This window comes from Pedobacter panaciterrae (assembly GCF_013204795.1).
Classification (GTDB): Bacteria; Bacteroidota; Bacteroidia; order Sphingobacteriales; family Sphingobacteriaceae; genus Pedobacter; species Pedobacter panaciterrae.
In genome coordinates this window covers 133,866-158,007 of record NZ_JABMKW010000017.1, presented here as the reverse complement: position 1 = coordinate 158,007, position 24,142 = coordinate 133,866, and the positions used below count along the sequence as shown (strand labels likewise).

Sequence of the window (24,142 nt, the reverse complement as noted above, 5' to 3'; positions counted from 1 at the left end):
CTATTTATAAAAAGAAATTGAATAATTTTTGATGTTGTCTTTCATATCTGAAACAATCACCTCCAGCATATGTTTGCCCGGAGGCGTAGTGTCATCAAATGTATGCCATAAAGAAGCTGTTTTGGTGTCAAACTCCATTAATACCCATCTTCCGTCAATATAGCCATTAAAGCTCTTAATTCCGGATAAGTTATCTCTGATTTTGAATGACATTTTACTTATTCCAGCCATGCTTTTCCCATCTGATATATTTAAGGGGATTATGCTTGGTGGAATAGTGTCTATGGCTATAAAGAAGCTTCCAAAGGTGCGTGGTTTGGCTTTTACATATCCATTTTCATAATATCCGCCTTGTGACGATCTTGAAGTACTTACGATAAGGGCCTTTTCTTTGTACTTGTTAATTGAACTGTCTGCTTTAATCCATATTTCAAATCCCGAATGCAATGGAGTTAAAGGGTTATGAATCTGATGTATATTCGAGAATGCATTTGTTAACGGTTTTGGTAAGGTCTTGTATATAAGGTTAAGATCATTATAGAGCGTGCCCTTTGGAAGGATTACCTTTACATCTGGGTTGTTAAATTCATTGAGCGTAGCATATGAATAATGAGTACCTGCAGAGGGCTCAGGGCTGTTTATTATAGCTTTTTCATCGGCCTGCACATTGAATGACAGAACACTTTTATTGCCCGTTGCGTCTGATATAATATACTTTACCTGATGTAGCTTGCCGTCAGTGAATTCTACCCGGCCATTATTTATCAGATTGCTGTAGATATTTAAAGGATTGCCTGGATCAACAAAACTTTTCTGAATATTTCTTTTAGTGTTTATAAACGTTGGATAATCTATATGCGAGTTGATTCCCCTGCTATTATCAAACTGAAATTTTTCAAGAGCCGAAGTATAAACAGGTTTGCCATCTATCTCGAGCTGAATAGAATAAACACCATTTGTTCCCGAAGCACCGTTGTGTTTGTCGGTGGCAACAATACCAAAGCCAACCTCACCGCTTAAATTGATTGTGGTTACTTTGTTAAGGTGGTAATTGCCGGGGGCTCCACTAATCTGAAAGTATTGTTTAGGTGTAAATTCGTTAAATGGTTTCTTATTTAAACGATAAACATACATGGAATAAAGCACAGGGGGGATGTTGTCTGGTATTTCTAGACCAAATAGCTGCGGATTGATTGTAGCTTCTGTTTTAGTGTCTCTGATCTCAAAATGAAGGTGAGGGCCACCCGAGCTTCCTGTATTGCCAGAATAAGCAATAACATCTCCCTTGTGCACTGGTATAAGCAGTGAGTTAGGAAAGGAGTCGACTTCATAACTCTTCTTTTGATATTGAATGGTTTTTACTTGTTGTGCTATTTTAGGGCTAAAGCGTTGAAGATGGCCATAAACAGAAGTGTAACCATTTGGATGATTAATGTAAAGGGCAAGGCCGAAGCCGCTGTTCTGTACCCGAAGCCTGGAGATATATCCATCTGCAATGGCATATACGGGGTAGCCTTCTCGTTGATTGGTCCGATAGTCCATGCCAGAATGAAAGTGGTTAGCCCTTAATTCTCCAAATGAGCCGGCCAGAGCCGGTGGTGTAATGTCTAGAGGAGCCCTGAAATCCACTAGTGGGTATTTGTTGCCGCTGAATACTTGTTGTCCTTTTAAGCATACTACTGAAAGAGCAACAAGTATTAGTGTTAAGTTCAGTTTAATCATCAATGCTATTTTATATCGAAATTAAGTAGTTGCTGACCCGCTAACCACGCCTCTAATTTATCACCTGGCAGAACTTTACCAACGCCTTCCGGCGTACCGGTAAAAATAAGATCACCTTTTTTTAATGTAATGTATTTAGATACAAAGGCAATTATTCTCTCAAACGGGAAGAGCATATTTTTAGTATTGCCAATTTGCCTGGTCTCATTGTTGATTTTTAGCTCGAAGTCGAGGTCATATATGTTTGTGAATTGGGTTTTAGGAACAAAAGTACTTATGACAGCAGAATTGTCGAAAGCTTTGGCTAACTCCCAGGGTAAACCTTTCTCTTTATGTAGCGTCTGGATATCTCGCGCAGTAAAATCTATGCCGAGGCCCATTTCCTCATAATAATTGGGAGCGAACTTTTCAGAAATATATTTGCCTTCTTTACAAATTTTCAAAACCACTTCAAGTTCGTAGTGTATGTCTGAAGAAAAATCTGGTATATAAAAAGGTTTGTTGTCTTTTAATACTGCGGTATCTGGTTTTAGAAATATAACCGGATTTTCCGGCGTTGGGTTATTTAGCTCTTTAATATGCGCGGCGTAATTACGGCCTATAGCGATTACCTTCATTTGTATTATGTTTTGTGAATAACACTAACCGCTGCTAAATTATACATTCTATACAGACGAAACAATTAGGAAGATTGATTAAATGTTGACTATAAAACTGAAATGCGTTTTACTACTGTTTCAGACCCTGCTACTATTTTTAAAAAATAGATACCTGGATTTAAACGATTGGGGATAGTATAGCTTTTGGTTTGTTCCCCAGAGGAAATGCGCTCATTTGAAAGCGTTACAACTTCATTGCCCAGCAAATCCATAATTTTAACAGAAAGATTTGACTCACGATCAAGTCTTAGCATTAAATTTACCTGATCGTCAACAGGATTAGGATAAACTTTTAAAACAGTAAGGATTTTATCTTGTTTAGTTTGAGTGGTTGGAACAACTTTTGCATTAGAGATCACATCATTATATTGTATAAATCCTAAGTTGTATTTGGGCTTGTACGTTGGTATGTTGACCTTGATTTGTGGTGTTTTGTTAATTCTCTTTGCCCTGGCACTGTTTATTGTACTGTCAGACTTTTGCGCAAAAACATTAACGCTGCCAAAGACACCCATGCAAATTATGCAGGAGATATGAAAGAGAAGCGCTATTCTGTGTTTCTTGCTCATGTTTGGTATTGCCAAAAATATAAATAATAAAACAAAAAAATCAATCATTTTGTTCAATAAAAAAATATTTAACAATATTTAACAAGTATTAACGTTTGGAGACCCTAAAGTTGTGGCGTAAATACCACATGTTGGGGTTCAAAAAAGTCAGAAAACAATGCATTTACATAAGAATTACTGTAATTTTACCCACCAAAACAAAATAAGATAAGTGTCGAGTCAAAAGAATTTAAGTGCGCTCACCGCAGGAGGTTTACTTGTAAGTTTAGGGATCGTATACGGTGATATTGGAACTTCTCCTCTCTATACCTTAAAAGCCATTTTTAATTCAGTGGTTAATGGTGGGCAAAATGTTGATGTAAATCTTGTGCTTGGTGCTTTGTCTTGTATCATATGGACTTTAACCTTGCAGACTACTGTAAAGTATGTTGTTATTACATTAAAAGCGGATAATAAGGGTGAGGGTGGTATTTTTTCTTTATACTCCCTTGTTCGTAAAAATGCAAAGTGGCTTGTTATTCCTGCAATCATAGGTGGTTGTGCTTTGTTGGCTGATGGTATCATTACGCCAAGTATAACAGTTACCTCTGCTGTTGAAGGCTTGCAATTGAAATTTCCTTCTGTATCGGTAATTCCTATAGTTCTTGCTATCATTACTGCATTGTTTGTAATACAACAATTCGGGACTGATTTGGTAGGAAAGCTATTTGGTCCAGTTATGTTTCTGTGGTTTAGCACACTTGGATTATTAGGTCTTCTTTATGTTGTGCAGGATTTAAGTATTCTAAGAGCATTAAATCCATATTACGCTTATGAACTGTTGGTGAATAATCCGATGGCTTTATTAATATTAGGAGGGGTGTTTTTATGTACTACAGGAGCCGAGGCATTGTATTCAGACATGGGGCATTGCGGAAGAAAAAACATTCGCGTTAGTTGGGTTTTTGTAAAAGCAACCTTGATTTTTAATTACCTTGGACAAGGTGTTTGGGTGTTGCAACATGGCAATTACAACACCACTTTGAATCCCTTCTTTGAAATAGTACCATCCGAATATCTGTTGTTTATGGTTGCACTTGCAACTTGCGCAGCGGTGATTGCCAGTCAGGCGATGATTACTGGTTCTTTTACTTTAATATCTGAAGCAGTAAGGTTAAATCTTTGGCCAAAAGTTAGAATCAATTATCCAAGTAATCAAAAGGGACAGATTTATGTTCCTTCTATTAACTGGATTCTTTGGGCGGGCTGTATCGGAATTGTATTGATATTTAAAAGCTCAGGGGCAATGGAAGGCGCTTATGGTTTGGCTATAAACCTAACCTTTCTTTCTACTACGATATTGATTGCAGCTTATATGAAGCGTAAAAAGGTTCCGATATATGTAATTGGAACTTTTTTAGTAATTTATATTTTACTCGAACTTACCTTCCTGATAGGAAATATGGCGAAGTTTTTCCATGGAGGTTGGGTAACGGTATTGATTGGATCTGCGTTGTTTACTGTAATGTGGAGTTGGTATGTTGCCAGGAAGATAAAAAACCGGTTTGTTAAATATGTTGAAATAGAGGATTATTTTGAGATAATAAGTGAACTAAGTAGTGATATTTCCGTTCCAAAATATTCTTCCCAATTGGTATACCTTACCAGTGCCAATTTTAAAACAGAAATAGAATCAAAGATTATTTACTCAATTATCCAGAAAGAACCCAAGCGAGCTGATGTTTATTGGCTCGTGCATGTTGACGTTGTTGATGAACCATTTACCCGGGATTATAAAGTAGAATTCCTGATTCCGGGAAAGCTTATCCGTATTGATTTTAAGCTCGGATTTAGGGTGGAACAAAGAGTTAATCTTTTATACCGAAAAGTGATTGAAGATCTGGTGAAAAATGGTGAGGTTGATATTACAAGCCAGTATACGTCTTTAAATAAACATAAGATTGCTGGTGACTTTAGATTTGTACTCTTAGAAAAACATCTATCTAAGTTTTCTAAACTGAGTTTCTATGAGCGCTCAATAATGGACTACTACTTTGTGTTGAAGCGTTTGAGCTTATCCGAAGAGCGAAGTTTTGGCCTTGACTCAAGTTACGTGGATGTAGAGAAAGTTCCATTAATCTTTGTAACTCCTGATGATATAGAGCTTAACAGGCTTCCGGTTTAATTGTACAAAAAAGGCTCCGGGGAGGAGCCTCTATTGTCGGCCTTCCAACCAGACAATTATAGGGATAATTAGGAGGGCAATTTAAATGGTAATCAAGTCCTTGAATACCATTTGTTTTTTACAATTATAAATGTAGAGATATATTCTCAAATTGTGGAATTATTTTTAATAAATATTTTTTTATTTTGAAAATATTGTATCGTTGGGCAATATTTTCTACAGTTTAAGAGAGTAAGGGTATTAAAAAAGGCTCCAATTGCAGCCTTTTTTATTTATATGTTGTTTTCTTTAAGTCTGAGTTTGCTGTGCTTAAAGCCATATAAGAAATAGACAAATAGACCGACAATCAACCAGATCCCGAATCCTATCCAATTGGATATACCCAATTCACACATCATATAGAGACAACTTATTAAGCCCAAAACAGGAATAAGAGAAAGATTTTTAGTAATGCAGTAGTAAATAATTACGAGGCAGATAAAAAAGAAAATCCACATAGGGATTTTGTGTTTAAAGAGTTTCCACCCACTTTCATACTTCTTTTCCAGGGCTAGCTGTGAATTGTTTATGAACTGCTCATACTGTTCGGAGGATAGCTGATTTAAATACGCTTCTGAATCTGTGTTCTTCTCAATAAGATTAGCTTTAGTTTGAGCAATTGCTATTTCTTTTTTAACTATGCCGAGCTCATTTTCATTTAAAGCGGTAATAAAACTTACAGGATCATATATTCTTGGGGTATTGAAAATAAACGAGATAGTTTCTTTTTTGTAAAAGCTAAAACCAAAAAATAATGTACCGATGAATAAGAGAGGAACAATGAATTTAGAATTCATATATGGAATTCTGAATTTCCCTCTTTGAATATCTGGCTTGTTTTGTAAAACAAGAACTCCCGCACATACCAGCACAAATGCAAACAATGTACCAATAGAGCAAAGGTCTGTTACAATGGTAAGGTTCATGAAAAGTGAAGGAATTGCCACCACAAAGCCCACTACGATGGTAGCAAAAGATGGGGTGTGGTATTTAGGGTGGATCTTTGAAAATGATTTCGGAAGCAGGCCATCGCGGCTCATGCTCATCCATATTCTTGGCTGACCCATTTGAAACACCAAAAGTACGCTTGCCATAGCAAATACTGCGCTTACGGCTATTATTCCACTCATTAGCTTCAAATCTATCTGGTCAAAGACAAATGCAAGTGGGTCGCCAACGGCAAGTAATTTGAAGTTAACGATCCCTGTAAGCACAAGTGCAATTGCTACATATAGAATTGTACAAATGATAATCGCCCACATCATTCCCCTTGGTAAGTCTCTTTGGGGATTTCTGCATTCCTCGGCAGTCGTAGAAATGGCGTCAAAGCCTATGTATGCAAAAAAAACTGCTGATACTCCCTTTAATACTCCTGATACTCCATTGGGAGCAAAGGGATCCCAATTACCAGTGTCAACATAAAAAACACCTACTGCAAGTACTAGTAAAATAACTGCTAGTTTTACAATAACCATTGCATTACTTGCATTTCTAGATTCTTTCATTCCTCTGTATACCAGCCAGGTAATAAAAATGATAATACCCAGAGCGGGTAAGTCCGCTACAAGATGAAAGCCCCCAATTTGTGGGGCTGTTATCCAGGCATTGTTTGCTATTCTTGTTGCGTCATCCAGATTTGCGTAGTTTTTTCCTGCGTTCACAAGTGCTTCAGCATGTGCATGACCATTATATGCGGTCAGATAGTCCATTGTAGTCCAATCAGGCAGGTGAATGCCATTTATGCCAAATGCAGGTATTCGTATGGAGGAGAGGAGTCCGGTAAAATAATCGGACCAGGATATAGCAACAGTTATGTTTCCAATAGCATACTCCATAATGAGCGACCATCCAATGATCCAGGCTACCAGTTCACCAAACGCAACATATGAATAGGTATATGCGCTTCCAGATACAGGAACCATTGAGGCAAATTCTGCATATGCAAAAGCAGCAAAACTACAAGCAATGGCAGTAAATATAAAAAGGAATATTACCGCAGGGCCACCGTCGGCACTTGCTTTGCCAATTGTACTGAAAATGCCCGCCCCAATTATAGCGGCGATACCGAAAGCCGTTAAATCCCGTACACCAAGTGTTTTATGGAGCGAAGCTCCGTGATCACCATAGCCTTTTTCTGCATCTTCCAATATTTTGGCTATTGACTTTTTTCTGAAAAGTTTTTCAAACATACATTAGTGGTTAGGTTCGGTTTTGATATTCAAACTTAGATATTATGTGGTAAACTTAGCCTAATTTATGCAATTCATCTTTTACAAATGATGCCAGCTCCTCAATGTAGTTTAAGCTGAAATCAAATTTAATTCCCGCAGTTTCGTAAATTTCATTGATGGGTTTGGTATATCCTAATGATAGTGCTGCAAGGTATTGCTCCAATGCTTGTTCAGGATTTTCCTTGTAATTTTTCCAGATCGCTATTGCTCCTAATTGTGCAATAGCATATTCAATATAATAAAAAGGGACTTCGAAAAGATGCAGTTGTTTTTGCCAAATATTCCCGAACTCTTGTTCCAGGCCATCCCAGCTAGCAAATCCGCTACCAAAACGCGTATATATTTGCTTAAAGGCTTCCTCTCTGTCAGCGGCATTATGACCAGAATTGGTATAGATCCAATGTTGGAACTGATCTATAACAGCAACCCATGGCAAAGTTTTTAGCACATCGGCAAGCTGCTCTTTTTTTGCCCTGATGAGATCCTCTTCATTATCAAAATAGATGTTCCAGTTATCCATTGAAATGAGTTCCATGCTCATTGAAGCAAGTTCTGCGACCTCCGAAGGACAGTGTTTAAAGTCATTTAATTCCAGATTTGCAGTAAGGAAGGTATGTATGGCATGGCCGCCTTCATGGACCATAGTAGTTAGGTCTCTTAGCGAATTGGCAGAGTTCATGAAAATAAAAGGTGCGCCGGTTTCTGCAAGAGGATAGTTATAACCACCTGGTGCTTTTCCTTTTCTGCTTTCTACATCAAAAAGGTTGTTAGCTTTCATAATGGAAAGCATCTGGCCCAATTTAGGGTTAATGGCATTAAAGCAGTCGATACTTTTATCAATTAACTCTTTTCCATTTTTAAATGGTTTTAAAGCTGGTTTTCCAGTGGGGCTTACCTCCATATCCCATGGCTTTAATTCATCAATTCCAAGTAGTTCAGCTCTTTTTTCCGCCTGTTCCTTTAGGATGGGAACAATTTGCTTTTCAATAGCTTCATGAAAATGGTAACAATCCTGCGGCGTATAATCAAAACGGCCAAGCGCCTGGAACATATAATCTCGATAGTTCTCGAAACCAGCATTTACTGCTACCTGATGGCGCATAACTATCAACTCATCAAACAAAATGTTTAATTCATCCTTATTTACGAGGCGACGTTGTTGTATGGTTTCCCATGCCTGTTGTCTTACACTTCTATCCGTATCTTTAACAAAGTTGGCTGCTTGTTCCAGTGTATATTCCTTGTCGTTGATCATCACGCTCATTGCCCCGGTTATTGCCTGATACTTTTGCTGAGTTACCTGAAGTTTAGTTAAGAGTTCTACATTTTCTTCGCGATAAATCTCTAAAGCTTTTCTGATTGCTCTGATGTAGACAAAATATTTATCATGGTCCAGTTCATCAATAAACGGACTATCGTTAAATTTTTGGTTAAGCTGATTCGCTATTGGCGAAATTTTAGGTTCAATTTCGGTAGCAAAATATTGGAAATCTTTTACTAAGGTCTCATTACCAGTATCACAGCTCATTTTAATATATCGCCATGCAAAATCCTCTTCAAGAGCAGCTTCTAATTCACTTTTGTCCTTTAACCATTGTTCTAAATCATTTACATTGTCTATTGGACGAGCCAATAGCTCATTAAGTATGGGTTCAAGATTGTCCCATTTCATTTCCAGATTTTGAGGGATATAGATTCTTTTCTTTTTAGGTATGGTAAGGTTAATCATAATTAGAAATTAAAATTGGTTCTTAAGAAGGCATCAATTAAAAAACAAATGGCAAATATCACTGAAGCAAAACCATTTGTGGTGGCGAATGCTTTATTTACTTTACTGATGTCGTTAGGTTTTACGAGTAAGTGCTGATAAGTTAGCATAAAGCAAAAGAATGCTACGCCTACATAATAAACCCAGCTGAATGTAGTAAACATTACCGGTAGGATTACGCAAAGTGCGGAAAAGACATGCAATACTACCGAAAGATTTAAGGCATTTTTGATTCCCATTGCTGCCGGGATAGAATGTAGTTTTTCATTTCTGTCAAAATCTTCATCCTGTAAAGCATATATGATATCAAATCCACTAACCCAAAACAATACGGCAAATGAATAAAGAACAGGAACAATGTTGAATACCCCTGTTACTGCAATGTAGGCGCCAATGGGAGCAAGTGAAAGCCCCAGGCCCAATACCATATGGCACAATGCTGTAAATCTTTTTGTGTAACTGTAAAATAGTACTACAAAGAGGGCCACAGGCGAAAGATAAAAGCAAAGGCTGTTAATGAAGGCGGTAGTGGTAATAAAAAGAACGCAGTTAATAATTACGAATATTAATGCTTCATTAGCAGATATTTTACCTGCAGGAATGTCCCTCATTTGAGTGCGGGGATTTTTTGCATCTATGTTTCTGTCGAGGTACCTATTAAAGGCCATGGCTGCATTTCGAGCAAAAACCATGCACAGTAATACCAATGCCAGCAATAGCCAGTTAAATGGATTTGGAGTAGTAGTTACCCCAAGAAAAAAGCCTATCAGTGCAAAAGGCAAAGCAAAAATAGAGTGGGCAAATAATACCAGTGAAAAATACTTTTTCATTAACTTTTATTAAAAATCTTCTTTAGGGGTTAAAATGGGCATTACAAAATCTAGGTTAACCTGATCGATAAAATCTAAAACCTGATCTCTACCGGTGCTTTTCTCTGCAGAAGTTACAAAGTATGGGGGGATTTCTTCAAACCATCCTTTTAGTGCTTTTTTAAATGCCGAAACATTCTGATCGGTCTTTACCGCGCTTTGTTTATCTGCTTTGGTAAACACAAGTGCAAAAGGAATTTGGATCTCTCCCATCCAGCAGCAAAATTCAAGATCTATTTTTTGTGGTTCAAGCCTGCTATCTATTAATACAAAAACACATTGTAAGCTCTCACGCTTTGTGATGTAATTTCGTATAAATTTTTCCCAATTCTCGCGACTGCTTTTAGATACTTTGGCGTAGCCATAACCTGGTAAATCGACAATATACCACTTCTCATTAATCAGGAAATGGTTTATTAATTGGGTTTTACCTGGCCTTTGTGAGGTTTTTGCTAATCCATGTTGATTAACAAGCATGTTGATTAACGAGGATTTTCCAACGTTTGAACGTCCAATAAATGCATACTCTGGCATATTGGCAACAGGCAGCGCTGAAACCTTTGTATTACTACAAATAAATGTTGCTGATTTTATAATCATTTGACAAAGGTAGAAAATTAGTTTTCAACAATACTTATCTTTGCTGCGTACCATGAACGAAAACATCACACCATACCAATCTGAAACGGCAACAAAGAAGGAACAAGTTGCCAGCATGTTTAATAATATATCAGGAACTTATGATTTTTTAAATCACTTTATGTCCTTAGGTATTGATATTATATGGCGTAAAAAGGCAATAAGGGAACTTAAGTCTATCAAACCACGCATCATGCTTGATGTGGCAACTGGTACAGGTGACTTTGCTTTTGAGGCAATAAAAATTTTAGCACCTGAGAAAATAATTGGAGTAGATATTTCTGAAGGCATGCTTGATGTTGCGCGTAAGAAAATTCAGGATAGAAATTTACAGCACGTTTTTTCTGTTCAGACAGGGGATTCGGAAGGATTACACTTTGGCGATGATCATTTTGATGCAATAACTGTAGCTTTTGGTGTAAGGAATTACGAAAATCTCGAGAAAGGACTTGCAGATATGTACAGGGTTTTGAAACCAGGAGGTAAAATTGTTATACTGGAGTTTTCTAAACCCAGAAAATTTCCGATTAAACAGGGGTATAATTTTTACTTTAAACATGTGACACCAATGCTGGGTAAGCTATTTTCTAAAGACAATAGAGCTTACTGCTATTTGCCGGAATCTGTAGCAGCATTTCCGGATGGCGAGGAGTTTACACGTTTAATGAATAAGGTTGGTTTTACAAACACCAGGGATAGACGCCTTACGTTTGGTATAAGTGCAATTTATACTGGGACCAAATGAAAATAAAATCAGGCTTACTTATTTTATGCTTATTCGCATGTGTGTCAGCCAGAGCCCAAAATTGGGGAGGTGGGGTAGATGATTCCAATCTCCATTTCGGATTTACATTTCAGTATCTTTCATCAGAGTATAAGATTCTAAAGAGACCGGATTGGAGAGAATTTAAAAATATACTTCCCGAAGATTTGGATCCGCCTAAATTAACCGGAATATCCTCTGATTCCTCTCCGGGCTTTGGAATTGGATTTGTCGTAAATAAACGACTGATCGAAAATGCCGATCTAAGATTTACACCAATACTGGTGTTTAATGATAGGGTGTTAACTTTTCACCATGACGAACTTAAAGATAACGTTGAACGGAAGATATCCTCAACGCTAGTGGAGTTCCCACTTGGAATAAAGCTGAAATCAGATAGGAGGAATAATTTTAGAGCTTATATGATCGGAGGAGCTAAATATTCAATGGATATTTCTTCAAAGAAAAAGACAAATAATGCGAATATAACTGACCCCGGAGAGAAGATGGTAAATAATGTACGGAACTATCTCTCATATGAAGCCGGATTGGGTTTCGACCTCTATTTCGAATATTTTAAAATGTCGCCAGAGATTAAATTATCCTACTCCTTCAACAGTGTTTTAAAGGATGAACCTAATCGCTATTCTTATCCAATTGATAAATTAATGCTGCGTCATGTGACATTCAGTTTATTTTTTGAGTAATGCTACTGCTAAAAAAATTATAGCTTTGCTTAATAATCAATAAAATCAGGGATGTCAAAAATTGCATTAATTACAGGAGCAACTTCAGGTATTGGGGCTGCTTGTGCGCATTTGTTTGCGGCTCAAGGTTATAACTTAATTTTACTAGGCAGAAGAGAACAGCTTTTAACAGAGGTATCTAAACATCTGGAAGATAAATATGCCGTTGAAGTTAAAAAGATAGTTGCAGATGTAAGGGATAATGAAGATTTATCTTATCGTTTAGAAACTTTACCACAACAATGGAAGAAAGTAGATGTATTAATTAATAACGCCGGCTTAAGTCAGGGGCTTGATCCAATAGATAAAGGTAATATTGATGATTGGGACACTATGATCGACACTAATGTTAAAGGTTTGCTATATACAACACGTATAGTTTCTAACTGGATGATTGCCCGGAAATCTGGTCATATTATAAATATTGGCTCTATCGCGGGTAAAGAAGTTTACCCTAACGGAAATGTATATTGTGCCACTAAACATGCAGTAGATGCTTTAAATAAAAGTATGAGAATCGACTTGTTGCCCCATGGCATAAAAGTTACCGCTATTAATCCCGGAATGGTTGAAACGGAATTCTCTAAGGTTCGGTTTAAAGGAGATGAGGGTAGAGCAAAAAAGGTTTATGATGGATTGGAACCTCTTGTCGCAAAGGATATAGCTGAAGCAATATGGTTTGTAGTGAGCAGACCTGCTCATGTAAATATAAATGACATGTTGATAATGCCAACAGCACAGGCAACAGGTACTATAATTAATAGAAAATAGAATACTAACAGAAAATCATATGATAGCTAATACAATAGATCAGGAAATAAAACAGGCAATGCTTGCAAAAGACCAGGCAAGGCTTAGAGGTTTAAGGGCAATAAAGGCAGCTTTGTTATTGGCGAAAACTGAGAAGGGATCATCAGAGGAAATTACCGAAGAAGCTGAACTTAAGATTTTACAAAGATTAATTAAACAGCGTAAAGAGTCGGCTGATATTTATAAACAACAAGGCAGAGAAGATTTGAGTACTGTAGAAGAAGAAGAAATTGAGGTAATCAGCAATTTTATGCCTAAACAACTAGACAGAGCTGAAATTGAAGCGGTGATTTCACAAATTATTAAGAACTCCGGTGCGAATTCTGTAAAGGAGATGGGTAAGGTAATGGGGTTAGCCAATAAGGAACTGGCAGGTAAAGCCGATGGTAAGTTAATTGCAGAGATTGTAAAAACACAATTGGCATAAATTGTGTTGCATTAAGCACATTAAGCCTTTTTCTTAAAATAATGTTTTAAAATTACATTAATTTAATTTTAGTCTACTAACTTAGTAGCATACCTTACAAAATATTCAATATGAGATACGAAGTAATAGAAGAAGATGGGTTTAAATATATAGAAGCTGGAAAAGGTGAGACCCTGGTATTACTTCATGGTTTGATGGGAGAACTAAGCAATTGGGAGGATGTGATTGATCATTTTAAAGAAAATTATCATGTCATTGTGCCAATTTTGCCCATTTATGAGCTCCCAATACTCACACTCGGGGTAAAAAGTTTATCTAAATACATTCACAGATTTATAAAATTCAAAAAACTCGGGCAGGTTGTTTTGATAGGGAATTCACTTGGTGGCCATGTTGGTCTTGTGTTTACAGTTTCTCATCAGGAACATGTAAAGGCACTTGTATTGACCGGCAGTTCTGGATTATATGAAAATGCTTTTGGAGGATCATTCCCAAGAAGAGAGAGTTACGATTACATTAAGGAAAAAGTAGAATTTACTTTCTTCGATCCGGCAACCGCAACAAAAGAACTGGTTGATGAAGTTTATAAAAGTGTTAACGATCGTTCAAGAGTAATTAGAATTCTGGCATTGGCAAAATCTGCTATTCGTCATAATATGTCTAAAGACCTTTCCCGTATAACTATACCTGTTTCTTTAATCTGGGGTAAGCAAGATAAAGTAACACCACCGGAAGTTGCAGAAGAATTTCATCAACTTTTGCCGAATTCAGAATTGAATTGGGTAGATTTATGTGGCCATGCACCAATGATGGAGCGACCAGAGGTTTTTAATGATTATCTTGATAAGTTTTTAAATAGAATTTTACTTAAATAATGTTTGCATCTGAACTCATATCTAATTCAATACCACCGCTAAAGACGTCTGATTCGGTTCAGAAAGCTTTGGACAGAATGGCTGAGTTCAAATTATATCATTTACCAATTGTTAACGAAACCCAGTTTCTTGGATTAGTTGCTGAGGAAGAGTTAATTGAAGTTAGAGATGTTCAACAGCCTATTGGTAGTTTATCACTTTCCATCTTAAATCCATTTGTATTTGAAGATGTTCACGTTTATGACATCATAAGGTTGTTTAATCAGCTACACTTATCGGTAGTTCCGGTATTGGATTATAAAAAGAATTATTTAGGCCTGATATCAATAAACAGTCTTTTAGAGTACACCTCAAATATCTTTGCGGTAAAGGAATACGGCGGTATAATTGTTTTGGAAATAAGTAATAGGAACAATTCGTTGTCACATATGGCGCAGATTGTTGAAGCAGATAATGCTCAGATCCTCTCATCTTATGTGCAATCCTTCCCAGATTCTACCAGATTAGAAGTTACTTTGAAAATTAATAAAACTGACCTTTCAGGAATAATAGCTTCTTTTGAACGCTACGATTACCAGGTGAAGGCAGTATTTAACAGTACCATATCTGACAATGGTACAGAAGATAGATTTAATTCATTTATGAATTATTTAAATGTATAACCAGGGTTTATACAGATTCCATAACCGCAAAATGAAAATACATTAATGAAGATTGCAATTTACGGTAGAGAGTTCAATAATAGTGTATTGCCTTATGTGCAGGAAGTATTTAATGTTCTCGACAGTTATAAAAGCCCGATTCTGGTTTACGATAAATACCTTGATTTTGTAAAAGATAAAATCAAATTACCAGCCAATATGCAGGTTTTTACCTGTCACGACGATCTTCTGGGAGAAACAGATGTATTGTTGAGCTTAGGTGGTGATGGAACGCTGTTGGATACCTTATCATTAATCCGCGACTCAGGAATTCCTGTAATAGGAATTAATTTTGGCCGTTTGGGTTTTCTGGCAAGTATTAATAAAGATGAAATAAAGAAAGCCTTTGAGGCACTGCACAACCGAGAATTTACCTTGGATAAAAGGAGTTTGTTGAGCCTAACTTCTAAGCATGGATTGTTTGGTGATGAAAACTTTGCATTGAATGACATTACGATTCACAGAAGAGATAACTCGGCCATGATGATTATTCACGCTTATATGAACAATGAGTTCGTTAACTCTTATTGGGCAGATGGATTAATCATTGCTACACCAACAGGTTCCACAGCTTATTCATTGAGCTGCGGTGGTCCGATTATTTATCCAAGTTCACAAAACTTTGTTATTACGCCAATTGCACCTCATAATTTGAATGTAAGACCGGTGATTATTCCTGACGATGTGTCGTTAACTTTTGAAATTGAGGCAAGAAGCTCCAAATTTTTAGTTTCCTGTGATTCAAGAACAGAAACAGTGGACAAGTCTGTCAAAATAATACTGAATAAAGCCAGCTTTCATGTAAATTTAATCAGGCTTAATAACGAAACCTATTTAACAACTTTAAGGAATAAATTGCTTTGGGGCATAGATACCCGGAATTATTAGAATGGATAAGAAACAACTTGTTTATTTTCTTGCAATGTTTCTTTGTGGAATCAGTGCAAAAGCCCAGGTTTTTGAGGTGGGTGCAGTTGCTGGTGGAGCAGGTTATTTAGGAGATTTGAATCAAAACAAGCCGCTAAAAATAAGTGGAATCTCGGCAGGAGCTTTTGTGAAAGTAAATATAGATCCATATTGGGCAGTTGGGCTCCATTATACATATGGAAAGATAAAGGCGGATGATACAAAATCGGATAATGAACATTTCAGAAATAGGGGACTTAACTTCAGCACCGCATTAAATGAGGTGAGTCTGCAGGTAGACTTCAATTTTTTTGAATACTTTGCGGGAGGAGGCACCAAAAGATTCTCGCCATATATTTTTACAGGAATTGGAGGAGTATTGTATAATCCTACCGCCAGATACTCAGGTGTTGTTGGATTGGAAGATAAAAAATATAATTTGAGAGATTATCACACAGAAGGACAGAATGTATCTTACAGAAATTATGCACTAACGGTTCCTTATGGAGTAGGAGTAAAAGTAAAATTGAAAGAAAACTGGGGGTTATTTAGTCAGATCGGTTATAGAACAGCATATACTGATTATCTTGATGATGTTAGTGGCTTATATCCAAATATTGCGCATTGGAATAACGAGCCAAATGGAGATATAAGTAAACTGCTTTCAAACCCTTCAAATCCTACTTCTACTGATTTTCAATACACTCAAAGAGGAGATTTTAGAAAAAGAGATACATATATGTTTGTAGGTATTGGCATATCTTATACCTTTGTGTCCCAAAAATGTTATACATTTTAGGCATATTTGCAGGAAATTAATGGGATTTAAAGAACAAATCGACGTAACACGCTTACCAGAGCATATCGCCATCATCATGGATGGAAATGGGCGATGGGCAAAAAATCAGGGTAAATTCAGACACTTCGGTCATGAAAGTGGTGTGCTGTCTGTAAAAGATATTGTAGAGGGTTGCGCTGATATAGGAATAAAATATTTAACTGTTTACGCCTTTTCGACAGAAAACTGGAAAAGGCCTATTGAAGAAGTTAATGCCTTGATGGAGTTGTTGATATCAACAATCAATCAGGAAACGGCTACTCTTAACAAAAATAACATCCGGTTAAATGCAATAGGTGACATTGCGTCGTTACCCCAAAAATGTATTGATGACTTACGCAGTGCTATGGAAAAGACAGCGAAAAATACCCGTTGTACTTTAACATTGGCATTAAGCTATAGTGCTAAATGGGAGATCATTGATGCCGCTAAGAAACTGGCACAGAAGGTTAAAGACCAGAAATTAAATATTGAAGACATTAATGAAGAAAATTTTGCAGCTGAGTTAACAACAGTAAACATCCCTGATCCTGAACTCATGATCAGAACAAGCGGCGAGCATAGAGTGAGTAATTTTCTGTTATGGCAAATGGCTTATACGGAACTTTATTTTACTGAAACACTATGGCCCGACTTCAGGCGAGAAGACCTTTTTGAGGCTATTGTAGACTATCAAAAACGCGAACGCCGCTTTGGTAAAATTAGTGAACAATTGAACTAATTTTACTTTTAACACTTTTTAACATGTGTTTAAATTAACTTAGCATCGATTTTTAGATTGTAAATGAAAAGAATATATCAACTCATATTATTGTTATTGATTGGTTTACCAACAATGGCACAGATTACCCGACCGTCCAATACTGCACCACCTACCCTTAAAGTTAAGGGCCTGGACTTGGATTATTTTAATCCAAAAGAGTACATAATTGGAGGTACTACCCTTACCGGAACTCATTTCATTGACAAGGATGTAATCATTACTTTATCTAAATTGATAAAGGGAGAACGTATTGTATTGCCAGGTGAGGCAACAGCCAATGCAATTAAGACCTTGTGGGCTCAAGGCTTATTTGATGATGTGCAGTTAGATATTGCTAAAATTGTAGAGGACACTGTTTATTTTGACATTGAGGTGGTTGAACGACCGCGTTTAAGTTCATTTGAAATTAATGGCGTGAGTAAGTCCCAAAAGACTGACATCATGGAGAAATTAAATGAGAAAAGCGGAAAATCTATTATCAATGATAATTTATACAATTCAACAACTGCAACAATAAAGAAGTTCCTTTTAGGTAAGGGCTACTTTTTTACAACAGTAGAGTATAAAACAAAACCTGATCCAAGCTTGGAGAATGGAATGATTCTGCAGGTGTTTGTCGATAAGGGTCGAAAAGTAAAAGTTCATGAGATAAACTTTACCGGAAATAAGGATTTTTCATCTGCTAAACTGCGTAAGTTTTTAAAGAAAACAAAGCAACAGGCATTCTATAAAGTATTTGGCTCCGGAAAATTCAACAAGGAAAAATACGATGAAGATAAAGTAACGCTTATTGCCAAGATGCAGGATAAAGGCTATCGTGACGCTGTTATTCTTAAGGATAGTATTTTCCAGTATAGTGATAAAGCAATTGGTATCAATATCGATGTGTATGAAGGTCCTAAATATTACTTTGGTGATATTACCTGGGCAGGGAATGCTAAGTATACAACTGAGATCCTGGAAAAGACCTTTGGCATTGAAAAAGGAGAGGTGTTTAGTGAAGAAAAGCTTGAAAAGAAATTAAGAGGTAGTGCAAATGGGGATGATGTTTCAAGTATTTATCTTAACGATGGTTATTTGACTTTTAATGTTGATCCTGTACAAACCAAAATTCACGGTGATACTGTAGATGTTGAAATGCGTATTTATGAAGGACCTCAGTATACCAATAATCGTATTACTTTAAAAGGAAATACCATAACAAATGATAGGGTAGTATTAAGGGAGATTCGTACAAAGCCAGGAGAAAAATTCTCTAAGGATTTATTGATCCGTACTGTTCGTGAGATTGGTCAATTGGGTAACTTTGATGAATCTAAAACGGTTCCAACTCCTAAACCGAATCCGGCTGATGGTACAGTAGATATCGAATATGCTGTTGAAGAAAAACCTTCTGATCAGATTGAGTTATCTGGTGGTTTTGGTGGTGGTAACATTATTGGAACATTAGGACTTACCTTTAACAACTTCTCATTAAAAAACATATTTAATCTGGATGCTTACAAACCTCTGCCTAAAGGTGATGGTCAGAAATTAAGTCTTCGTGGACAAACAAATGGTAAGTATTATCAATCTTACAGTTTCTCTTTCTCTGAGCCTTGGCTTGGTGGTAAGAAACCAATCAGTTTTGGCGTAAGTGCATTTACATCATTACAATCAAATGGTTTGAAAGCTGCTGATAGCAGGTTCCAAAAGATTCGTTTAAATGGTGTGACTGTTAGTTTGGGTAGAAGGCTGAATTTCCCTGATAACTATTTCCAGCTAACACATGCTATTAATGTTCAGCAATATATCTTAAATAACTACCCAGGATATTTGTTTAGTACAGGAACTTCTTACAACCTTAACTTAACTCAAGAGTTAAGCAGGGACTCAAGAAATCATCAGATTTTCCCAACAGAGGGTTCGTACTTTAAGTTCACTATTCAGGCAACTCCTCCATACTCTCTTTTAAATAACATTAATTATGCAACGGCATCTGATAAACAACGTTATAAGTTTACAGAGTATCACAAATGGAAATTTGAGTCTCAGTGGTTTCAAAGATTGGCCGGCAAATTTGTTGTGATGGCACAAGCTCAGTTTGGTTTCTTAGGAACGTATAACTCGGCAGTTGGAGAATCGGCGTTCGAACGTTTTAAATTGGGGGGTGATGGTATGCAGGGATTTGATTTCTTGCAAGGTTCAGAAGTAATTAAGATGCGTGGATATGCAAATAATGCAGTAATTCCACAAGGATCTGATGCAACTATTGCGCAAAATTCAGGAAGTCCTATATTTACTAAATATGTTATGGAATTAAGATATCCAGTGATTGCAAGTCAACAAGCAACTGCGTTTATTGTAGCATTTGCCGAAGGTGGTAATACCTGGAACAAGTTTGGAGATTTTAATCCTTTTAACATTAGAAGGACTGCAGGTGTTGGTGCTAGAATATTTTTACCGATATTTGGAATGTTGGGAATTGATTATGGGCATGCCTTTGATAAAATTCCAGGAATTGTTGATGGTGGAAAACAAAATTTCACCTTCAGTATTGCACAACAGTTGGGAGGACTTTAATTAATTAATGCTTTTAGAAATGAAAAAATACTTTTTAATTTGCTTTTTGCTCTTTACCGGCTTTGGAGCATTTGCACAAAAGTTTGCTTACGTAGATACTGAATATATACTTAAACATTTACCTGAGTATAAATCTGCGCTGGATCAAATGAATGTGTTGTCTCAGCAATGGCAAGAGAAGGTTGATGCTAACTTTACTGAGATAGATAAGATGTATAAGGCTTACCAGGCAGATCAGGTATTGTTAACTGAAGATATGCGCAAAAGAAGAGAGAATGAAATCATTGAAAAGGAAAAAGCGGCTAAAGATTTTCAGCGCAAGATATTTGGTCCGGATGGAGATCTTTTCCAAACCCGTTCAAAATTGTTGAGTCCTATTCAGGATAAGGTTACAAAAGCCATTTCTGAAATAGCGAAAGTTAAACTCCTTGATTTCATATTTGATAAGAGTAGTGAAGCCACAATGATGATATACGCAAGCAGTACTTATGATGTAAGTAACGACGTTATTGTAAGATTGGGTTTCAAACCTGGAACGATGCTGAAATAAACACACAAATAGATAAATTAAAAACAATTATTAAGAAAAATAAAGATGAGAAAGTTAATGAACGCATTTTTTGTAACAGCTGGCTTATTGTTCACTGTCAACATCGCAAATGCACAACAAAAATTGGCACACTTGAATTCAGCGGCTATTATTGAAGCAATGCCTGAAGTTAAAACTGCCAGAACCACATTGGAGGCCTTTCAAAAAACGAAAACTGCTGATATTGATAAAATGATTTCTGAATACCAGACTAAACTTAAAGCGGCTCAGGACAAAGAAAAAACTATGAGCGAAGCTAACAAAGAAACTGTTGGTAAAGAATTACAAACAATGGGAGCTGAATTGCAGGATTTAGAGAAACGTATCACTGATGCAAGAACAAAAGCTCAACAAGAATTAGAAACAAAAAATGCAGAACTTTTTAACCCTATTCAGGTAAAAGCTGATGCTGCTATTAAGGCTGTCTCAAAAGAAAAAGGTTTTACATATGTATTTGATACTGCAAACCAGGGATTAGTGTACTGGGATGGTGGCGAAGACATTACACCTCTTGTTAAAACTAAGTTAGGTATTGCTGCCACTGCAACAACTCCTGCTCCTAAAAAATAGTGAAGATCAAACCTCTGTCACAACATTCGAAAGAAAACAGTTAGTAGAGGAAAAAATATTTAAATTGCGGGATTGAGTGATAAAACTCAATCCCGTTTCTTTTTGCAATGAATACTAAGCATTCCATTGGTGTTTTTGATTCAGGTTATGGTGGTTTAACTGTTTTTAAATCAATAGCCCAAAAACTACCTCAATATAACTATATCTATTTTGGTGACAATGCCCGTTCACCTTATGGAGATCATTCATTTGATACCGTATATCAGTATACCTTAGAGTGTGTGGAATGGTTATTTGCCCAGGGATGTCAATTGGTTATTCTGGCTTGCAACACGGCCTCAGCAAAGGCTCTTCGCTCGATACAGCAGAACGTATTACCTTTTAAATATCCTAATAATAGAGTTCTTGGAGTGATCAGGCCAACGGCAGAAATAGTAGGGGAGTTTACTTCTTCGAAAACTATTGGAGTCATGGGGACTCGCGGAACAATTAATTCCGAGTCTTATCTAATAGAGATTAATAAGTTTTTTCCGGAGGTAAAGGTTCTTCAACAAAGTTGCCCAATGTGGGTGCCATTAGTAGAGAACAATGAGCATTTGGATCGCGGGGCTGACTATTTTGTAGAAAAGTACATTAATGAATTGCTGGAGAAGGACCGCAAAATAGATTGTATTCTTTTAGCCTGTACACATTATCCCTTGCTTATTCCTAAAATAAAAGAAAAGCTTCCAGCGAATGTAAGTTTATTAGGTCAGGGTGATATCGTAGCAGACAGTCTGGTGTTGTATCTGAAAAATCATCCTGAGATTGAGTCAAAGATTGCAACACAGGGTAGCAAATCATTTTTTACTTCCGGAGATGAGAAGGTATTCAACAGGCACGCCTCCATTTTTTTTGGATCTGATGTTATTTCGTATCGTATAAGCCTGAAAACCCAGTCATTATAATCTGACCGAAAGATTGTATTTCTTTCTAGGTTCTAATTATTATTAACGGTAAATTTGCCGCTCAAATAACACATAATGAGTGACTCGATAAAACATGAATGCGGAATAGCCTTTATTCGCCTTTTAAAACCTCTCTCATACTACCAGCAAAAATACGGGACTGCACTTTACGGACTTAATAAGCTTTACCTCTTAATGGAAAAGCAGCACAACCGTGGGCAGGATGGAGCAGGGATTGCAACAATTAAACTAGACGTAAAACCAGGTCATCGCTACATTAGCAGATATCGCTCAATGGCACAAAACGCTGTTGCGGATATCTTTGGTTACGTTCAGAACAAATTTGTTGACATTCAAAACGAAACTCCTGAATTGATGCAGGATGCTGAGTGGCTAAAAAATAATGTAAGTTTTATTGGAGAAGTTTTACTGGGACATTTACGTTATGGTACACACGGTAAAAATAGCATAGAAAATTGCCATCCATTTTTACGTCAGAACAACTGGATGACCCGGAACCTTGTTATTGCCGGTAATTTTAACATGACCAATGTAGATGAATTACTCGAACAACTTTATGAGCTTGGTCAGCATCCAAAAGAACAAGCTGATACGGTTACCGTTTTAGAAAAAATAGGCCATTTCCTTGATGATGAAAATCAGGAACTTTTTGACGAGTACAAAAAAGAAGGACTTGATAATGTTCAGATCACTCATAAAATCTCAGAAAATTTAGACATAGCAAAAATCTTAAAACGCTCTGCAAAAAACTGGGATGGTGGTTATGCGATCTCTGGTATTGTTGGAAATGGAGATGCATTTATTCTTCGTGATCCTTCAGGTATCCGCCCGGCTTATTATTATCAGGATGATGAAATTGTTGTAGCTGCTTCAGAGAGACCAGCAATTCAAACTGCATTTAATATCCCATTCAAAGACGTTAAAGAAATTGAACCAGGTCATGCGCTAATTGTTAAGAAAAATGGCACTGTAACTCAGGAGATTTTTAGAGAGCCTGAAGAAAAAAGAGCATGCTCTTTTGAACGCATCTATTTTTCGAGAGGTAGCGATGCCGAAATCTATAAAGAAAGAAAGCATTTAGGGGCGTTACTTTGTAAGCAAATACTTAGTGCAGTAAAATCGGATTTAAAAAACACAGTATTCTCTTTTATCCCTAATACTGCCGAAGTTTCATTTTATGGAATGGTTGAAGGGTTACATAGTTACATCAGAAATGTACAAAAAGATACTTTATTGCATCGTAAAGATTCTTTGAATGATGAACAATTGGATGAGTTATTGTCCATGTCTCCGAGGGTAGAGAAATTAGCGATTAAAGATGTTAAGTTAAGAACATTTATTACACAAGACGCAGATAGGGGTGATATGGTTGCCCATGTTTATGATACCACATACGGTGTAATAAAAAATCATACAGATACTTTAGTGGCGGTAGATGATTCAATTGTTAGAGGTACAACTCTTAAACAGAGTATTATCAAAATTATTGATAGACTGCACCCTAAAAAGATTATTATCGTTTCGTCGGCACCTCAGATACGTTATCCTGACTGTTACGGTATTGATATGTCGAAGATGGGTCAATTTGTTGCTTTTGAAGCAGCAATTCAACTTTTGAAAGCTCGTGGAATGGAGCATGTCATTGAAGAGGTATACCAAAAGTGTAAGGCTTCATTATTACTTCCAAAAGAGGAAATTGTAAATCATGTAAAAGACATTTACAGACCATTTAAACAAGAGGAAATCTCTGCACAAATTACTAAAATCATTACTCCTGACAATATCAATGCAGAGGTAGAGGTAATTTATCAGACATTAGATAATTTACATGTGGCTTGTCCAAATCATACCGGCGATTGGTACTTCTCGGGTAACTACCCAACTCCAGGAGGAAATAAGGTTGTTAATAAAGCCTTTGTAAACTGGAAAGAAGGAAACAATCAAAGAGCTTACTAGAAGCCTAA

The 24,142-nt window shown here is 36.7% G+C and carries 22 protein-coding genes; 15 read left to right on the top strand and 7 right to left on the bottom strand.

The window, feature by feature from the left end:
* The 3 genes from HQN86_RS11875 to HQN86_RS11865 all read right to left on the bottom strand — a co-directional run bounded on the left by HQN86_RS11875 (nt 1) and on the right by HQN86_RS11865 (nt 2,950).
* Entirely contained in the window at nt 1-1,722 is a 1,722-nt protein-coding gene (locus HQN86_RS11875) for a M23 family metallopeptidase (protein ID WP_172661199.1), read from the bottom strand.
* A 5-nt stretch (nt 1,723-1,727) separates the two neighbouring features.
* A complete protein-coding gene (locus HQN86_RS11870) occupies nt 1,728-2,339 on the bottom strand; it encodes a fumarylacetoacetate hydrolase family protein (RefSeq protein ID WP_172661198.1) in 612 nt (203 codons plus the stop codon).
* A gap of 89 nt (nt 2,340-2,428) precedes the next feature.
* On the bottom strand, nt 2,429-2,950 hold the full coding sequence (locus HQN86_RS11865; protein WP_246269574.1) for a T9SS type A sorting domain-containing protein: 522 nt from the start codon (nt 2,948-2,950) through the stop codon (nt 2,429-2,431).
* Between the two features lie 211 nt (nt 2,951-3,161).
* Between HQN86_RS11865 and HQN86_RS11860 the strand changes: the two genes are divergently transcribed.
* The gene (locus HQN86_RS11860; RefSeq protein WP_172661197.1) at nt 3,162-5,114 is read left to right on the top strand and encodes a KUP/HAK/KT family potassium transporter; all 1,953 of its coding nucleotides are present in this window, start codon (nt 3,162-3,164) and stop codon (nt 5,112-5,114) included.
* 272 nt (nt 5,115-5,386) lie between these two features.
* Here the strand turns inward: HQN86_RS11860 and HQN86_RS11855 are convergent, their stop codons facing one another.
* Genes HQN86_RS11855 through yihA form a run of 4 tightly spaced genes read right to left on the bottom strand, consistent with a single transcriptional unit; the run spans nt 5,387 to nt 10,621 of the window.
* On the bottom strand, nt 5,387-7,342 hold the full coding sequence (locus tag HQN86_RS11855) for an amino acid permease (protein ID WP_172661196.1): 1,956 nt from the start codon (nt 7,340-7,342) through the stop codon (nt 5,387-5,389).
* 55 nt (nt 7,343-7,397) lie between these two features.
* Complete coding sequence (locus HQN86_RS11850) at nt 7,398-9,113, bottom strand: M3 family oligoendopeptidase (protein WP_172661195.1); 1,716 nt, start codon at nt 9,111-9,113, stop codon at nt 7,398-7,400.
* Between the two features lie 2 nt (nt 9,114-9,115).
* Nucleotides 9,116-9,982: a UbiA-like polyprenyltransferase gene (locus HQN86_RS11845; RefSeq protein ID WP_172661194.1), complete on the bottom strand. Its 867-nt coding sequence runs from the start codon at nt 9,980-9,982 to the stop codon at nt 9,116-9,118.
* A 9-nt stretch (nt 9,983-9,991) separates the two neighbouring features.
* Nucleotides 9,992-10,621, bottom strand: a complete 630-nt coding sequence (gene yihA / locus HQN86_RS11840) for a ribosome biogenesis GTP-binding protein YihA/YsxC (RefSeq protein ID WP_048907239.1) — start codon at nt 10,619-10,621, stop codon at nt 9,992-9,994.
* A gap of 52 nt (nt 10,622-10,673) precedes the next feature.
* On the opposite strand from yihA, the gene ubiE reads away from it, so the two are divergent.
* The 14 genes from ubiE (at nt 10,674) to HQN86_RS11770 (ending at nt 24,134) form a co-directional block, all read left to right on the top strand.
* Complete coding sequence (ubiE, locus tag HQN86_RS11835) at nt 10,674-11,405, top strand: bifunctional demethylmenaquinone methyltransferase/2-methoxy-6-polyprenyl-1,4-benzoquinol methylase UbiE (protein ID WP_172661193.1); 732 nt, start codon at nt 10,674-10,676, stop codon at nt 11,403-11,405.
* A complete protein-coding gene (porT, locus tag HQN86_RS11830) occupies nt 11,402-12,130 on the top strand; it encodes a type IX secretion/gliding motility protein PorT/SprT (RefSeq protein ID WP_172661192.1) in 729 nt (242 codons plus the stop codon). The genes ubiE and porT overlap by 4 nt, the downstream gene beginning before the upstream one ends.
* Nucleotides 12,131-12,181: 51 nt before the next feature.
* Nucleotides 12,182-12,940 carry an SDR family NAD(P)-dependent oxidoreductase gene (locus HQN86_RS11825; RefSeq protein WP_172661191.1) on the top strand — a complete coding sequence of 253 codons (759 nt, stop codon included), beginning with the start codon at nt 12,182-12,184 and terminating at the stop codon, nt 12,938-12,940.
* Between the two features lie 19 nt (nt 12,941-12,959).
* Nucleotides 12,960-13,406 carry a GatB/YqeY domain-containing protein gene (locus HQN86_RS11820; RefSeq protein ID WP_172661190.1) on the top strand — a complete coding sequence of 149 codons (447 nt, stop codon included), beginning with the start codon at nt 12,960-12,962 and terminating at the stop codon, nt 13,404-13,406.
* Nucleotides 13,407-13,516: 110 nt separating this feature from the next.
* Complete coding sequence (locus HQN86_RS11815) at nt 13,517-14,281, top strand: alpha/beta fold hydrolase (RefSeq protein WP_172661189.1); 765 nt, start codon at nt 13,517-13,519, stop codon at nt 14,279-14,281.
* The gene (locus HQN86_RS11810; RefSeq protein WP_172661188.1) at nt 14,281-14,943 is read left to right on the top strand and encodes a CBS domain-containing protein; all 663 of its coding nucleotides are present in this window, start codon (nt 14,281-14,283) and stop codon (nt 14,941-14,943) included. Before HQN86_RS11815 ends, HQN86_RS11810 begins: the two co-directional genes overlap by 1 nt.
* A gap of 45 nt (nt 14,944-14,988) precedes the next feature.
* Nucleotides 14,989-15,870, top strand: a complete 882-nt coding sequence (locus tag HQN86_RS11805) for an NAD kinase (RefSeq protein ID WP_172661187.1) — start codon at nt 14,989-14,991, stop codon at nt 15,868-15,870.
* Between the two features lies 1 nt (nt 15,871).
* Nucleotides 15,872-16,687 carry a type IX secretion system protein PorG gene (gene porG, locus HQN86_RS11800; RefSeq protein WP_172661186.1) on the top strand — a complete coding sequence of 272 codons (816 nt, stop codon included), beginning with the start codon at nt 15,872-15,874 and terminating at the stop codon, nt 16,685-16,687.
* Nucleotides 16,688-16,706: 19 nt separating this feature from the next.
* Nucleotides 16,707-17,447, top strand: coding sequence for an isoprenyl transferase (locus tag HQN86_RS11795; RefSeq protein WP_172661185.1), 741 nt, complete (start codon nt 16,707-16,709; stop codon nt 17,445-17,447).
* 63 nt (nt 17,448-17,510) lie between these two features.
* Nucleotides 17,511-20,051, top strand: coding sequence for an outer membrane protein assembly factor BamA (bamA, locus tag HQN86_RS11790; protein ID WP_048907230.1), 2,541 nt, complete (start codon nt 17,511-17,513; stop codon nt 20,049-20,051).
* Between the two features lie 19 nt (nt 20,052-20,070).
* A complete protein-coding gene (locus HQN86_RS11785; protein WP_172661184.1) occupies nt 20,071-20,601 on the top strand; it encodes an OmpH family outer membrane protein in 531 nt (176 codons plus the stop codon).
* A gap of 45 nt (nt 20,602-20,646) precedes the next feature.
* On the top strand, nt 20,647-21,210 hold the full coding sequence (locus HQN86_RS11780) for an OmpH family outer membrane protein (RefSeq protein WP_172661183.1): 564 nt from the start codon (nt 20,647-20,649) through the stop codon (nt 21,208-21,210).
* Nucleotides 21,211-21,317: 107 nt separating this feature from the next.
* Nucleotides 21,318-22,157, top strand: a complete 840-nt coding sequence (gene murI, locus HQN86_RS11775) for a glutamate racemase (protein WP_172661182.1) — start codon at nt 21,318-21,320, stop codon at nt 22,155-22,157.
* 75 nt (nt 22,158-22,232) lie between these two features.
* The gene (locus HQN86_RS11770) at nt 22,233-24,134 is read left to right on the top strand and encodes an amidophosphoribosyltransferase (protein ID WP_172661181.1); all 1,902 of its coding nucleotides are present in this window, start codon (nt 22,233-22,235) and stop codon (nt 24,132-24,134) included.
* Nucleotides 24,135-24,142: the final 8 nt, after the last annotated feature.

What these genes read in the sequence shown, in the direction of transcription:
- yihA (WP_048907239.1), bottom strand. Translation starts at nt 10,621, where the DNA reads ATGATTATAAAATCAGCAACATTTATTTGTAGTAATACAAAGGTTTCA.
- HQN86_RS11780 (WP_172661183.1), top strand. Translation starts at nt 20,647, where the DNA reads ATGAGAAAGTTAATGAACGCATTTTTTGTAACAGCTGGCTTATTGTTC.
- HQN86_RS11870 (WP_172661198.1), bottom strand. Translation starts at nt 2,339, where the DNA reads ATGAAGGTAATCGCTATAGGCCGTAATTACGCCGCGCATATTAAAGAG.
- HQN86_RS11815 (WP_172661189.1), top strand. Translation starts at nt 13,517, where the DNA reads ATGAGATACGAAGTAATAGAAGAAGATGGGTTTAAATATATAGAAGCT.
- HQN86_RS11850 (WP_172661195.1), bottom strand. Translation starts at nt 9,113, where the DNA reads ATGATTAACCTTACCATACCTAAAAAGAAAAGAATCTATATCCCTCAA.
- ubiE (WP_172661193.1), top strand. Translation starts at nt 10,674, where the DNA reads ATGAACGAAAACATCACACCATACCAATCTGAAACGGCAACAAAGAAG.
- HQN86_RS11810 (WP_172661188.1), top strand. Translation starts at nt 14,281, where the DNA reads ATGTTTGCATCTGAACTCATATCTAATTCAATACCACCGCTAAAGACG.
- HQN86_RS11865 (WP_246269574.1), bottom strand. Translation starts at nt 2,950, where the DNA reads ATGAGCAAGAAACACAGAATAGCGCTTCTCTTTCATATCTCCTGCATA.
- HQN86_RS11785 (WP_172661184.1), top strand. Translation starts at nt 20,071, where the DNA reads ATGAAAAAATACTTTTTAATTTGCTTTTTGCTCTTTACCGGCTTTGGA.
- HQN86_RS11825 (WP_172661191.1), top strand. Translation starts at nt 12,182, where the DNA reads ATGTCAAAAATTGCATTAATTACAGGAGCAACTTCAGGTATTGGGGCT.
- HQN86_RS11875 (WP_172661199.1), bottom strand. Translation starts at nt 1,722, where the DNA reads ATGATTAAACTGAACTTAACACTAATACTTGTTGCTCTTTCAGTAGTA.
- HQN86_RS11795 (WP_172661185.1), top strand. Translation starts at nt 16,707, where the DNA reads ATGGGATTTAAAGAACAAATCGACGTAACACGCTTACCAGAGCATATC.
- HQN86_RS11805 (WP_172661187.1), top strand. Translation starts at nt 14,989, where the DNA reads ATGAAGATTGCAATTTACGGTAGAGAGTTCAATAATAGTGTATTGCCT.
- porT (WP_172661192.1), top strand. Translation starts at nt 11,402, where the DNA reads ATGAAAATAAAATCAGGCTTACTTATTTTATGCTTATTCGCATGTGTG.
- HQN86_RS11770 (WP_172661181.1), top strand. Translation starts at nt 22,233, where the DNA reads ATGAGTGACTCGATAAAACATGAATGCGGAATAGCCTTTATTCGCCTT.
- HQN86_RS11820 (WP_172661190.1), top strand. Translation starts at nt 12,960, where the DNA reads ATGATAGCTAATACAATAGATCAGGAAATAAAACAGGCAATGCTTGCA.
- murI (WP_172661182.1), top strand. Translation starts at nt 21,318, where the DNA reads ATGAATACTAAGCATTCCATTGGTGTTTTTGATTCAGGTTATGGTGGT.
- HQN86_RS11845 (WP_172661194.1), bottom strand. Translation starts at nt 9,982, where the DNA reads ATGAAAAAGTATTTTTCACTGGTATTATTTGCCCACTCTATTTTTGCT.
- porG (WP_172661186.1), top strand. Translation starts at nt 15,872, where the DNA reads ATGGATAAGAAACAACTTGTTTATTTTCTTGCAATGTTTCTTTGTGGA.
- bamA (WP_048907230.1), top strand. Translation starts at nt 17,511, where the DNA reads ATGAAAAGAATATATCAACTCATATTATTGTTATTGATTGGTTTACCA.
- HQN86_RS11855 (WP_172661196.1), bottom strand. Translation starts at nt 7,342, where the DNA reads ATGTTTGAAAAACTTTTCAGAAAAAAGTCAATAGCCAAAATATTGGAA.